At 70.8% G+C, this 12730-nt stretch carries 14 protein-coding genes; 3 read left to right on the forward strand and 11 right to left on the reverse strand.

What is annotated here, in order from left to right; all coding sequences use genetic code 11:
* The 3 genes from ACFU3E_RS03335 to ACFU3E_RS03345 form a co-directional block, all read right to left on the reverse strand.
* Positions 1-1074, reverse strand: a complete 1074-nt coding sequence (locus tag ACFU3E_RS03335; protein ID WP_384151207.1) for a CPBP family intramembrane glutamic endopeptidase — start codon at positions 1072-1074, stop codon at positions 1-3.
* 103 nt (positions 1075-1177) lie between these two features.
* A complete protein-coding gene (locus ACFU3E_RS03340) occupies positions 1178-1906 on the reverse strand; it encodes a prepilin peptidase (RefSeq protein ID WP_384151210.1) in 729 nt (242 codons plus the stop codon).
* Positions 1903-4899, reverse strand: a complete 2997-nt coding sequence (locus tag ACFU3E_RS03345) for a BTAD domain-containing putative transcriptional regulator (RefSeq protein ID WP_384151213.1) — start codon at positions 4897-4899, stop codon at positions 1903-1905. Before ACFU3E_RS03345 ends, ACFU3E_RS03340 begins: the two co-directional genes overlap by 4 nt.
* A gap of 330 nt (positions 4900-5229) precedes the next feature.
* Here ACFU3E_RS03345 and ACFU3E_RS03350 point away from each other — a divergent pair, with 330 nt between their 5' ends.
* Positions 5230-5898, forward strand: a complete 669-nt coding sequence (locus ACFU3E_RS03350) for a hypothetical protein (protein WP_384151216.1) — start codon at positions 5230-5232, stop codon at positions 5896-5898.
* Positions 5886-6965, forward strand: a complete 1080-nt coding sequence (locus tag ACFU3E_RS03355; RefSeq protein WP_384151219.1) for a hypothetical protein — start codon at positions 5886-5888, stop codon at positions 6963-6965. Before ACFU3E_RS03350 ends, ACFU3E_RS03355 begins: the two co-directional genes overlap by 13 nt.
* An 81-nt stretch (positions 6966-7046) precedes the next feature.
* Here the strand turns inward: ACFU3E_RS03355 and ACFU3E_RS03360 are convergent, their stop codons facing one another.
* Positions 7047-7775 carry a hypothetical protein gene (locus ACFU3E_RS03360; protein WP_384151222.1) on the reverse strand — a complete coding sequence of 243 codons (729 nt, stop codon included), beginning with the start codon at positions 7773-7775 and terminating at the stop codon, positions 7047-7049.
* 253 nt (positions 7776-8028) lie between these two features.
* On the opposite strand from ACFU3E_RS03360, the gene ACFU3E_RS03365 reads away from it, so the two are divergent.
* Positions 8029-8382 carry a hypothetical protein gene (locus tag ACFU3E_RS03365; protein ID WP_384151225.1) on the forward strand — a complete coding sequence of 118 codons (354 nt, stop codon included), beginning with the start codon at positions 8029-8031 and terminating at the stop codon, positions 8380-8382.
* Positions 8383-8447: 65 nt separating this feature from the next.
* Here ACFU3E_RS03365 and ACFU3E_RS03370 read toward each other — a convergent pair whose 3' ends face one another.
* The 7 genes from ACFU3E_RS03370 to ACFU3E_RS03400 all read right to left on the reverse strand — a co-directional run bounded on the left by ACFU3E_RS03370 (position 8448) and on the right by ACFU3E_RS03400 (position 12712).
* Positions 8448-8678, reverse strand: a complete 231-nt coding sequence (locus tag ACFU3E_RS03370; protein ID WP_384151228.1) for a hypothetical protein — start codon at positions 8676-8678, stop codon at positions 8448-8450.
* A gap of 435 nt (positions 8679-9113) precedes the next feature.
* Complete coding sequence (locus ACFU3E_RS03375) at positions 9114-9584, reverse strand: Tad domain-containing protein (RefSeq protein ID WP_384151231.1); 471 nt, start codon at positions 9582-9584, stop codon at positions 9114-9116.
* Positions 9581-10021, reverse strand: coding sequence for a TadE/TadG family type IV pilus assembly protein (locus ACFU3E_RS03380; RefSeq protein WP_384151234.1), 441 nt, complete (start codon positions 10019-10021; stop codon positions 9581-9583). The genes ACFU3E_RS03375 and ACFU3E_RS03380 overlap by 4 nt, the downstream gene beginning before the upstream one ends.
* Entirely contained in the window at positions 10022-10483 is a 462-nt protein-coding gene (locus ACFU3E_RS03385) for a TadE family protein (RefSeq protein WP_384151237.1), read from the reverse strand. It lies immediately after the preceding gene.
* A gap of 29 nt (positions 10484-10512) precedes the next feature.
* On the reverse strand, positions 10513-10764 hold the full coding sequence (locus ACFU3E_RS03390) for a hypothetical protein (protein WP_031107180.1): 252 nt from the start codon (positions 10762-10764) through the stop codon (positions 10513-10515).
* Between the two features lie 74 nt (positions 10765-10838).
* On the reverse strand, positions 10839-11762 hold the full coding sequence (locus tag ACFU3E_RS03395; protein ID WP_384151242.1) for a type II secretion system F family protein: 924 nt from the start codon (positions 11760-11762) through the stop codon (positions 10839-10841).
* Entirely contained in the window at positions 11762-12712 is a 951-nt protein-coding gene (locus ACFU3E_RS03400) for a type II secretion system F family protein (protein WP_384151603.1), read from the reverse strand. Before ACFU3E_RS03400 ends, ACFU3E_RS03395 begins: the two co-directional genes overlap by 1 nt.
* Positions 12713-12730: the final 18 nt, after the last annotated feature.

The raw sequence follows: 12730 nt of genomic DNA on the forward strand, positions 1-12730 counted from the left end.
TCAGGCCGTGCGGGCGAGGCCGGGGTACTCGGGGTATTCGGGGTACGGGGTGGGCGGCGGCTCCGGGGGCGAGAGGCGTTGCGGCTTGTGCCGCCGGGCGAGCCACAGCACGAGCGCCGCGTAGAGCAGGTCGACGACCACGGCGGCGAGGGCCAGCGCCCAGGGCGCGTCGGCCGCGGTCTCGTCCGACGACAGTCCGTCGACGACCGCGGCGGAGGCGCCGAAGGCCAGCAGGTTGTTCAGGGCGTGCAGGGCGATGGCCGCTTCCAGTCCGCCGGTGCGGATCGTGAGCAGCCCCGCCACGAGGCCGTTCACCAGCAGGCCGAGGAAGCCCCACCGGGTGCCCCAGCCGTGGGCCGCGGCGAACAGCACGGCCTGCGGGAGCACGGCGAACCAGGGAGAGCGCACGAACGCCCCGACCGCCTGGGTGAGCCAGCCCCGGAAGACGTACTCCTCGGCCGCGGCCTGCAGCGGGACGAGGACGGCCAGCACGGCCAGGGCCGCGAGGAAGGAGCGCCACCCCACCCATGTGTCGGACTCACCCGAGCCGTCCGGCAGGAGGAAGGCCGTCACCGTGAGCAGCAGGAGGGGCGGCAGCCCGGCCAGCAGACACCAGCCGAGCCAGCGGGCACGCAGCCGCCCGGTGACCGAGGAGACGGTTCCGGCGGGCCGTCTCGCGGGCCACAGCGTGGCCAGCAGCACCAGGGGCAGCGCTATCGCGAGGGACACCAGCTCCGTCGCCGTGTTCCCGAGCGGCCCTAAGTCGACGCCGCCGTCGGGCAGTTCCGGCGCGCCGAGCGCCGTTCCCAGACCGTAGGTGACGCCCGCCAGCACGAGGACGAGCACGACGTACGCGGTGGCCAGCAGCAGGGTCCCGACCCACGCCCGCCACCAGCGGTGACGGCCTGTGCCGCGGTCAAGGCGGTGGTAGGGGAGGCCGCCGGTGCGGAGGGGGGACGAGCCGGTGGGGTGCGGGGGCGTGGCGGCGGGGTACCAGGGCAAGCCCGTGGAGTGCGGGGGCGTTCCCGTGGGGTGCGGGGACGGACCGGCGGGGTACGGCGATGCGTTTGTCATGATCAGCATCATGGCAGCGCCGGTGGGACGGATCTCGCGCGTTCTGCGGCGCGTTCTCCCGGAGGGAGACCACGCGCCGGCCCCGCCGGGAGGGCCGTCGGTGTCAGGCCGTGTACGCGCCCACGAGGAGCCCCAGGAACGCGCCCGTGATCAGGAACGGGCCGAAGGGGATGGCCGTCTTTCGGTCGGCCCGGCTGGTGATCACCAGGGCGGCGCCGTACAGCGCGCCCAGGAGGAAGCCGGCGAAGGTGCCGAGCATGACCGTCGGCCAGCCGTACCAGCCGAGGGCGGCCCCGGCGCCGAGGGCGAGTTTGACGTCGCCGAAGCCCATGCCCGCGGGGTTGATGAGGAACAGAACGAGATAGCCGCCGCCCAGGGCGAGGGAGCCGAGCAGGGCGGTCGTCCAGCGGCCCGCGTGTTCGGGGACCAGGGCGGTGAGGCCCAGCAGGGCCAGGGCGGCCGCGGCGAAGGGGAGGGTGAGCGGGTCGGGCAGGCGCCGCACCCGGAAGTCGACGACCGTGAGCAGGACGCCGACCGGGGCGAGCAGCAGCCAGACGCCGAGCTCGGGGCGGGTGCCGGTCGCGGCGGCGAGGACGGTGCAGACCAGGGCGGTGGCGATCACCAGGGGGGTCGTACGCGGCCCGTATCCGGGCTCCGCACATTCCGGGCACGCCGCCCGCCCCAGCCAGCTCCGCAGGGTGTGCCCGCCCGGGCACTCCCCCCGCCACGCCTCCCCCGAGGGCGCCGAGAACCGGTAGGCCGCGCGCGGCAGCAACGCTCCCGCCGCCGCGCCCCACAGCGCGGCGGCCGCGGCCAGCAGCCCGGTGCTCATCCCACCGCGGCGATCGCGTCACGCCACGCCGGCAGCAGCTCGTCGAGCAGTGCCTCGGTGCGCGGCGGCAGCCCGCGGGCCCCGCTGCGGCCGATGAGGTCGGTGGCGAGTTCGGTCAGCCGGTCCGTGTCGCCGGTGGAGTGGGTGGCGCGCAGCAGCTCGTGCCACAGGCGCTCGTCGGCCGGTGCGGTGCGCAGGGCCGCCTGCAGCGCCTCGATGGCCTTCTCCGCGCGGTTCTTCTCCATGTGGAACTCGCACAGCGCGAGCCCCGTGTCCGCGACGAGCAGCGGCAGCTGGGCATCGACGATCTCGTGGGTGAGCCACCGGTAGCGCCCCTCGGGCCGGTCGGCGAGCAGCGGCCCGCGCACCAGCACCAGCGCGTCGGTGAGCAGCCGCCCGCGCACGGCCCGGCTGTCGACTCCCTTGCCCTGCGTGGCCTCGTGGTAGAGGGACCGCAGCACGTCCAGGTCCGAGACGACCGTCTTGGCGAGGGTGAGCCGGCCGGAGTCGTCGGTGGCGAGGCGGGGCGTGCCGTCGGGGCCGGTGCCGAGCCAGTCGCGCAGCCGGTCGAGCAGCGCGTTGCGCACGTCGTCGGTGACGCCGCGCGGCCACAGCGCGGAGGACAGCACCCGCGGGTGCACGCCCTCGCGGTGCAGGAGCAGCAGGGCGAGCGCCTCGTGCAGCAGCGCGCTGCGTTCCCCGTCCGGGTCGTCCAGGCCGATGATCTCGTACGGCCCTACGAGCCGGGCGTACACGGCAGGCCGGCCCTGCTCGCTGATATCGACGAGGAACGGCGGGGCGGTCGCGGGCCTGTCGCTTTCGCGCTCCGGGTCGGCCTCGACGAACAGCTCGACCACGGCCCGCTGTTGGGCCACGGGCAGCAACTGCGCGTCGAGTTCGAGCCCGAGCAGGGGCGCGAGCAGCTTTCCCCTGCCGGTGATCTCCATCTCCCAGGCGGCGCCCGGCAGATCACCGGTCTCGGTGCCGACGAGGTAGCCGATGCCGAGTCGGCTCGCGTCGGCGGCGAGTTCGGCGAGCTTGACGGCGTCCTCGGCGGACGGCTGGGCGGCGAGCAGGACGAGGTGCGGGGCCCAGCGGGTGTGCTGGGCCGGCCCGGTGCGCCCGGTGAGGACCGAGTCGTGCCCGGCGGCGCCCAGCGCTCCGCGCCGCTGCCGCGTCTCGGCCTCCATGGTCTCGACGAGGGCCTCGACGTCCTCGAGGTGCCGGATCCGGTTCGGGGCGAGGGGGGTGAGGTCCTCCCCGAAGCCGACGAGTGTGATGGTCATGCGGTCGGACCACCCGTTGGTCGCCAACTCGGCGGCGACGGAAGCGAAGACGGCGGCCCGGTCGGCCTCCCGGCCGCTGAGCGAGACGATGCCGGGCACGGCCTCCAGGTTGAGCAGCAGCCGCGAGTCGTCCATGGTGCCGAGGCTGACCAGACCCGGGTAGGGCGCGGCCGTGTCGACGTCCTCGTAGCGCTCGGCGTCGGTCCGGGCCAGCATCCAGAACGTCTGGTCCTGCCCCTGCTGCCAGGGAGCCGGGGGCTTTCCGGCGGGCTGGGCGAGCTGGAGGTGCAGGTCGCCGTTGCTGAGCCAGGCGGCGTACACGACCGGCAGGGCCCGCGATTCCTCGGCGAGGGAGGCGGCGAGACAGCGCAGGGACCGGTCGAGCAGCCGTACGCCCTCGGGGTCGGCGCCGACGAGCAGTGCGTCCTGGACGTCCTGCGCGTCCCCGGTCGGCGTGGGCGGCTCCATGCCGCGCCGCCCGCCGACGGCCCCGAACGCCGACTGCCACAGCGCCTGCCGGCGCCGCCGCCCCAGGGCGCCGAGGAGACCGGCGGCGAGGAGGGGCGCGGCCAGGAGGGCTTCGGGGAGTCCGAAGGAGCTCTCGGACTCGGCGCCGACGCTCGTGGCCTGCTGGTGCCCGGTGCCGGGAGCGGGGCGTTGCTGCTCGGGGACGGACACCTGGGTGGCGCCCCCGCCGGCGTGCTCGTGTCCACCGCCCTGGGCGCCGGATCCCCCTCCGCCCTGGGCGTGGTCCCCGGTCTGGGCGTAGTCGCTGATCTGCTGCTGCACATCGGGCGACACGTCGGGGGCCTCGTCGGGCATCTCGACGAGTTCGCCGCCGCGGGCGTCGCCCGGCATCTCCATGATCCAGCCGGGCCGGATGAGACTCGCCTCGGAGAGCTTGGACCCGTCCGGCTGCACGCGGTCCTTGTTGAGCTCGAAGATTTCCTTGTAGCGGCGCCCGTCACCGAGGTGACGTTGGGCTATCTCCCAGAGGGAGTCGTGGTGACGCCCCTCGGGCGGCTGGATCCGGTAGTACTTCGTGTCGCCCTGCTTGGCGGTGCTGCCACCGGCGTCGGCGTGGGCGGCGGCGTGCGAGGCCTGCCCGGCGAGGGCCGCCGCGGTGTCGGCGGCCTGCTCCTGCTGCTGGGCGAAGAGGCCGCCCGGGGTCTGCTGGGCCGCGGCCACGGTGGGCTTCTGGTTCGCGTCGTAGTTCTGGCCGAGCTGCGACAGCCCGGGCGCGAAGCTGGCCGCCGTGGCGCCGACGAGCAGCAGCGCGGCGACGAGTTGCCGCGCGAGCAACTGGCTAGGCCCGGCACCCGGCACCCGGCCCGGCACGCCGACACCCGACAGCGCGGCCTTCATCTCCACGAGCACGCACGCCGTGAACTGCGCCCACGCCAGCCACACGATGACGGTGAGGATGTTCAGGAACGTGTGGACCGTGATCTCTTCTTGCAGCCACTCGAGGCTCGGCACACCGTTCGGCAGCGGCCATCCGATCTGCGTGGCCAGCGCTCCCGGCACACCGACGAGCAGCACGACCAGGGCGACGAAGGCGAGGAACGCCTTGACGAAGTCCCCGAAGGACCTGCGCCGGATCCTCACCGGCTGCGGAGTCCGGTTCCTGGGGGCGCCCGTGGTCCCCGTCGTTCCCGTCGTACTTCCCGTCGAGCTTGACGAGCTTGAGGTGCGGCGTCGCGGCATGGCGGGTGTCCTGGGGTCGTGTGTGGAGTGAGGTGAGGCCGAACGTGGGGTAAGGGGCGTGCTGAGCCTACAGAGATCTTATGGACTCTCATGGAGGGCGTCGAAGGGCGGATCGAAGGATCCCGCTCGAGTCCGATTTGCCCCTGAAGTCACGGGTGTTCACCCCTGGGCCGGACAGCCGGAAGCATCACCTTCGCAATTGCCACGCAGGCCTCTCACGAGCCCCACGCAATCCACCGCCGCCCATCAGGTCCTCCACACCCACCCCTGATAGCTTCGTTCTCCACCGCACACGCAATACGACGATCGAACAACGGGGGAGATGCGCCAGTGGCTCGCCGCGCTCCGAAGACAACAGCCGCCGCGCTCACCGTGGCAGCGGCCCTGCTGCTCACCGCCTGCGGCGGGGGTGGCAACGACGCGTCGGACGACATCGAGGGAGCGGGCAAGGGGGCCGGCAGGCCTTCCGCTTCGGCCTCCGGCTCGACGTCGACCGATGTCGAGCGGCCTGACGTGAGTGTCCCGAAGGACCTGGATCTGGTCTTCGACTTCGAGAAGCCGTCGGACCAGGACAGCGCGGCAGCCCTCGAGGACGCCACGAACTACATTCGCGCGCTGAACCACGGCATCACGAAGCAGGACCCGAATGATCCCGCCTTCCAGTTCTACTCGTCGGGCCAGGCATCCCGGTACGCGCACTCGCAGATCAAGGAGTACGTGGACGGCGGCTGGACGCTGACGGGCAGGGACCGGTACTACGACGCCGAGATCAGCCCTGGGGACGAGTCCGAGAAGGTCAAGACGGTCAGCGTCACCTTCTGTGAGGACCAGTCCAAGGTCTTCGGCAAGGAAGTCAAGAGCGAGAAGGTCCACCGCACGAAGGAAAGCCTGGCCAGTTACCAGAAGTTCACCCTCCTCATGACGTCCGTGAAGGACAACCCGGTGTGGCGTGCCCAGCAGGTCACCGTCGAGGGGAAGGCAGAGGCATGCCGAGGGTGACCACGCCCCCGCGAACGAAGCTGATCGTGGGGCTTGCGACCGGCTGCGTCCTCTGGACCGCTGGTACGGCTCACGCCGACAAACCGGTCGGCGGCGAAGCGGCACCGCCTCCGCAAGGCGGAAGCGACGGCAAGGGCGGACTGTCGGCCTCGGTCTCCAACATCAAGGTCACGTACCCGAGTGGTGGGGGTGGCGGCGAGGAAGGCAACCTCGGTACGGTCGATCCCAACTGGAAGCCCCCGGCCTGCTGGTACGAGCCCGCCTTCAGCCCGGAGCAGTTGAAGGAGTTCGTGGACTCGGACGGTGGCGGTGACGTCGGAATCCACGAGTCCTGGTTCGGCAAGGGCCTGTGGACCGACCACTACCGGGACGGCGAACCGGCGGACAACTTCGACCTGCACGCGGCGACGAACAGCTCCGCCGAGGGCTACAAGGACTACAACCTCGGCAAGGACGGCTACTTCTGGCGGGGTGTCGCCCCTGACCCCAACGCCTCGGAGTCGTGGGACTGCGGCCGCATCATGTTCTGGGTCGACGCCGGCGAGGTCCCGGACGATCCGAACGCGCCCACCCCGAAGACGCTCGCCGAGTACGCCTACAACAAGGTCAAGGTCCCGGAGACCGAGGTCGAGCTGAAGCCGGCGGCCAAGTCCACGGTCAACCTGCCCACTTGGGTCTGGCTCGACGAGGGCACCTTCAAGGACGTCAAGGTCCGCGCCGCACTGCCGAACACGGGCCTGTGGGCGGAGACCACCGCCAAGCCCGTCGCCCTCCACCTGGACCCGGGCACCAAGGACGCCGAGGTCTTCCCCGCCTCCGGAGACTGCGAGATCAACGACGACGGCTCCATCGGCACCGCCTACACCAAGGGCGCCGCCGACCAGACCCCGCCGTGCGGCATCCGTTACCTCCGCGCGACCGACGGCACCCCCTACCAGCTCTCCGCGAGTGTCACCTGGCAGATCACGTGGGAGGGCTCCGACGGCTCCGGCGGCGACCTGCCCGACGGCACCTTCGAGACCATCCAGGACATGAACGTCCAGGAGATCCAGTCGATCAACCGCTGACACGAGCGGGCAGCGGTTGAAGCTCTGGGAGAAGAAGGTTCCGCCTGGGACATCAGCGGAGTGGGCGGGCGAGGTTCCGATTCAGCGCAGGCTGGCCTCGGCGAACGAGAGCACCTCTTCGAGGCTCATCTCGCGCCGCCCCGACTCTGCCGAGAGCAACCAGGTCCCGGCCCACTCGATGCGCCAGACGTTGCCCTCCCTGTTCTCGTACTCCACGAAGCCGCCGGGAGAGTTCTCCAGCTGGGGAATCTCCTGGAGGAGAATCCTGGGGTAGGTCAGAGCGCGCCCTGGGTAGTTGCTGCCGCCACCGGTGCGGGGGTTGTCGAAGCTCATCTTCACGAACGGCACCGCCTCGCGACCGATCTCCGCGGGGTGGAGCATCTTCGTGTACCGGGCCTCGGCTTCGGCCAGCGTCTCCCGGCCGGAGAACTCGCAGGCGCAGGCGGGAAAGACGATGTACGTCACGGCCGTGAGATCGGGGTTCTGCGCCCTGTGATGGCCATGGACGTCCGGCACCGCCGCCGCCACCGCATCGAACGCGTATCCGGGGAGTTCGAAACCTGCCGCGTAACCGATGAACCGGCCCCCACCGATGAGTTGCTTCTCACGGTCGCGGGCGAAGGTCAGCACGGCACGTGCGAGGGACTCGTCATGCTTGCCGCGCTGATTGGTCTGGAAGAGCCGCGTTCCGTCGCTGGTAAGGGCTCCCGCGAAATGCAGCACCGGGTTCAGGCTCCACTTCCAGGCTCGGTCCAGGTCTTCGAGCGGACCGACGTTCGGAAAGGCCTCGATGGTGGACAGCAGATCCATGGTTCCTTCCAGGTTCGTCTCATCGACCCGCGCCGGGCGCGCGGACGTCAGGTGCAGGAGCAGCTCGGGCCGGTTTCCTGGCCTGCCAGTCCGTCGGCCTGTGGCCCGCCGTACCGCAACCCCCGTCACGCCCACATCCACGTCAACAACCGTATGCACACGTGAACTTACGAGGCACAACCGTTCGACGGAAAGATCGGGCCGGGGTACGGTTCTTCCGAGATCAGAGGGCTGGACGTTGGGGGGCTGCCAGATGGGCAAGGGCAAGAGCGACCTCGCGCTACCGCTGACGGAGCTGGAGAGTTACGGGCGCCGGCTGCGTTCCATCAAGACCCGTCTGAATCACACCAAGAAGCTCTTCGCGTCCTACAAGGACGACATCGGCGACGGCAGCGTCAATGACGCGCTCGATGATTTCGAGTCCAACTGGGAGGACGGGCGCGAGGACATCACGCAGCAGCTGGACGCGCTGGCGAGCATGTCCGATGCCGTGGTGCGCGAGTTCAAGAAGCTGGATGACGAGCTCGCCAAGAAGGCGAACGACGCCATGAAGACCGAGGACAAGCGGGGCGGAAAAGGAAGCAAGGGGAACAGCGGGAGTAAGTGAGCCCGTCTGCCGACGAACGGAAAGGCCCCGGATCCGGAGATCCGGGGCCTTTCGTGTGCGCTGCTTCAGGAAGCGACGGCCGCGTTGAGGTGCAGGTCCGCCGCGATGCCCTGGGGCGAGACGGTGAGGCCCACGCCGCCGCCGACGCCCGTGGTGAGGCCGGCGGCCGTGGTCTCGACGTAGAGACCGGCTGCGGCGCCGGCACCCGCGGCGGCACCGCCCGCCTGGCCGCCGGCGATGGTGTCCAGCTCGGCGTCGGACATCTGGGCGGTCGCGATCTGCGGGGTGAAGGCCATGGAGGGCGGTTCCCTTCGTTCAATAATTCGAAGTGCTCGAGCGCGACCGATCAAAGCACGCCGGGAGAAGGGGCGGCCAGTCAGTGGCCGGTCCGTGGATATGGGCCTGGGTGGAATTCGGGGGGGCGCATTCATGGGTGTGACCATATGGTCACCGGAGCCCATGACCGCTTCACATCTCCCACCCCTGCGCGGTACGGGAATGCAGCGCGCGGAACGGGAGATGCGTCGCAGCCTGTTCCTGATCGAGCCCTCTACGACATCCCCGTGAACGGTGTGCAGATCCGTCGAAGGTTCGGGATCTGCGGTTCACCGACTGGATCGCGGCCCCCGTCGTCGGCCTTCGGATCCATCGCATGCTGCCCGGCCCCCCGACCGTGGGCGAAGCCGGCCGCAACGGTGCCGGCCTCGAGTCTGAACCGTCGTGGTGGCCGCTCAGCCGACCTCGTTCTCCGCCACCGCCTCGCCGTGGACCACCACGTCGCCGCCGTAGAACATGCCCGTGAAGACCGGGGAGTACGTGAGCTGCACCTCGACCTGCACCTGCTCGGCGTTCGCCACCACGCAGCGGGTCGCTCCGATGTCCGCGCCCGTCATGTCCATCTCGCGGGCGAAGGCCTTCACCCGGGCGTCGCAGTTCTCGAAGTTGATCGGTGCGGGGCCGCCCTCGTTCTCGTACAGGGCGTCGCGGTCGATGTCCTGGGCGGCGTAACGGGCCGCCTGTTCGGCGATGTCGGCGGCGCGTTCCCGCTTGGAGATGGACAGGCCGCCGTCGATGACGAACGCGGAGAGGGAGAGGAAGACGAGCGTGAAGATGATGACCGCGCCGGCGCCGGAGCCCCGGTCGTCCCACTGCGCGCGACGGGCCGCCCAACGCGCCCGCCCGTACGACCGGAGGTGCCTCACACCGACCTCCGGAACGGGTCGAGCGGGGAGCTGAAGCTCGCCGACAGGGTCGCCGGCACGTCGAGGCCGAGCATGGCGAGACCTCGCACCTGGCAGCTCACCTCGACCGTGAAGATGGTGTCCGGCTCGAAGCCCTGGCTGGTCTGCACGACGGACACCGGGCCCGAGCAGACGTCCGCCAGGTTCGCCTCCGCGGCCTTCCTGGCCTCGGCCATGGCCGTCGCGTGGTCCTTCTGGATCGAACCCGCGCGGGCCGCGTCCCGGGCCGCGCCGTCGAGCGCTCCGCGGCCGTCCACGAGCTGGCCGAAGGCCACCAGCACCAGGATGAAGAGGATCATCACCGGTGCGAGGATCACGACCTCGACGGTGGACAGGCCACTGTCGTCCGCGGGCCGGCGGCGGCGGGGGCCGCCCTTCCCGAGAGAGGGGACGGACATTCAGTTCCCCTCTTCCGGTACGAACCTCTCGACGGGCCCCACCGACTGCGCGTGCACCGTCAGATCCAGTCCGGGAAACACCGTCGGTACCCTCGCCGCGATCTCCACGCCCACCGTGTTCTGCTCGGGCTGCACCATCGTCACGTCCGGGGACAGGAGCAGTTGGGGGCCGAGTTGCCGGATGTAGCTGTCCACGACGTCCCGCGCCTCACCGCGCCACGCGCCCGGCCGTTCGTCGGCCGTGGCGCGGGCCTTGCGGGCTCCGGCCTGGGCCGCCGCCTGGGCCACGTGGTCCGCGAAGAAGTACAGGGCGAACTGCACCGTCGCGAAGATCATGAAGAAGAGGACCGGAGTGAGCAGCACGAACTCGATCGCGGTCATGCCTGAGTCGCCGCGGGTGGCCGCCCGTTTCCGAACGGCCTCCACCCTGCGACGTACCCGTCTGCTCACGCCTGCCGGCATCCCCGTGAACCCCGTTGCTCCTGAGACGATCAGCAGGTCTTGCCCGCGTCCGCACCCTTGATGCAGTCGCCGACCTTGTTGGCGCCCTCGCTGAGCGCGGCGTTGATGATGGCGGCCACGACACCGACGATCGCCACGACGACCGCGGAGATGATGACCCATTCGACCGCCGAGGCACCGCGGTCCAGCTCGCCGGAGCGGGCACGCTCGGTGCGGGCCTGGAGGAAGGTCACGAGGAAGTCCACGGCGGGGATGCCGGTGTGGAAGGTGCGTCCGTTCATGACGTCTTGTCCTTTCGAAATCGGTTCACGGAGGTTCTGGAGTTGTGAAGGTCGCTGCAAGGCTCATGCACGGCTCACTGCACCTGGAACACCCGCATCGCCGCCGGAAAGATCAGGAACACCAGGAACCCGGCGCACAGCAGCAGCTGCGCCACGAGCATCGACTGGGACTTCTCGCCCGCGCTGCCCTCGATCTCGGCGAGCTCGCGGTGCCGCATGGTCTCGGCGCGGGAGGCGAGGGACTCGCGCACCTTGGCCCCGTCGTCCGCGACCAGGGCCAGGGAGGCGGAGAGGTCCTTGAGCTCCTCCACGCCGATCTCCTCGCCGAGCGCGCCGAGCGCCTGCCACTGGCTGACGCCGGTGATGCGGGCGTCGGACAGGGCGTTGCGGATACGCTGGTTGGCCCAGCCGTCGGACACCTCGGCCGCCGCCATCAGGGCCTCGGGCAGACCGCGTCCGCCGGCGAGGCTCATCGACACCAGGTCGAGATAGGCGCCGATCACGCGCCGCAGGTCGCGCCGCTTCTCGGCCGCGTCCCGCCGTACCTCGAGGTCGGGCAGGAAGAAGAAGACGGCCGCGAACAGCAGCGCCAGCCAGACCGGGATGATCGGGTTCCTGCCGAAGCCCAGCGTGTAGACGATGGCGAACAGGAACGGACCGAAGAACAGGCCCGCCACACCCAGCAGCACCTTCGTCGCCAGGAACTTCTCCCAGCTGCGGTCCAGCACCGCCAGGTCCGCACGCAGCGAGCGCTGCTCCCAGCCCTGCTGGAGGTAGAACTCGGAGACGCGCAGGCCGACTTCGGCTCGCAGCGAGCCCAGGCGGCCCTTCTCCCGCTCGGCGCGGGCCGACTCGTAGGCCGAGCCGCGGGCCCGCATCGCGTCGATCCGCGCGACCTGTGAGATCGCGCTGCGCTTGCTGGGCATGAGGGCGCGGACGAGGGCGTAGATGCCCAGGCCGAGTACGGCGCCGACGACGAGCGGCATCGTGAGGTCCATCAGCGTGCCCCCTCTTCCTGCGGCATCCGCTGCTGGGACTGCGCCTGCGACGGCGTCCTGGGACGGACGAACTGGACGGAGGCCTCGTCACGGACGAGGAAACGCTCGGGCGTCTCAATGGTGGACAGCTTGCGCAGCCACCAGAAGCCGAGCGCGAACAGGCCGCAGACACAGGCCAGGACGAGCTGGCCGACGGCTGTTCCGTACGGCTCCACGAAGTCGCGGTTGAAGATCGACAGACCGAGGACGAACGCGATGGAGACCGCGACGACGATCTGCACCGACCTGCGGGTCGACGCGCGCTGGGCCATGACCCGCTGGCGCATGTCGACCTCCTCACGGGCCGACTTGGCCAGGGCGCCGAGCACTTGGCGCAGACCCGGACCGCGCAGGCGGGCGTTGAGGATGAGGGCCGCGACGATGATGTCGGCGGAGGCGTCGTCGATCTCGTCGGCGAGCTGCTGGAGCGCCTCGGGCAGTGGGGTGCGGGCGCGCAGCCGGTCGACGAGGGCGTCGAGGTGGGGCCGCAGGACGGGGGCCGCGGCGCGGGCCGAGGCCGGGATGGCCTGCTCCAGGCCCACCGCGCCGGCGATGGTGTCGCGCAGGGACTCCGTCCAGGAGGCCAGGGCCTCCACGCGGCGCATGGCGGCCCGTTCCTCACCGGCACCGCCGAACAGGCGGTCCCAGAAGAAGACGAGGACACCGGCCGCGATGCCCGCGACCGCCCAGCGGGTGAGGACGAGGACGACCAGGCCGACGATGGCGGCGAGCGAGCCGCGCCGGCCGGCGAAGCGGATCAGTTCGCTCGCCCGCTCGGCGGCCTTCTGTTTCTCGTGGTCGGGCTTGGCGGGCAGTCCGCGTACGGCGATGAGGAGGAGGGCGAGGCCGCCGCCGACGGCGACGCCGCTCCCTATCGAGTACAGGACGGTGGTGGAGAACAGGCCGCCCATGGAACCGAGCGAGCCGAG

It is taken from the genome of Streptomyces sp. NPDC057424 (genome assembly GCF_042803315.1).
Lineage (GTDB): Bacteria > Actinomycetota > Actinomycetes > Streptomycetales > Streptomycetaceae > Streptomyces.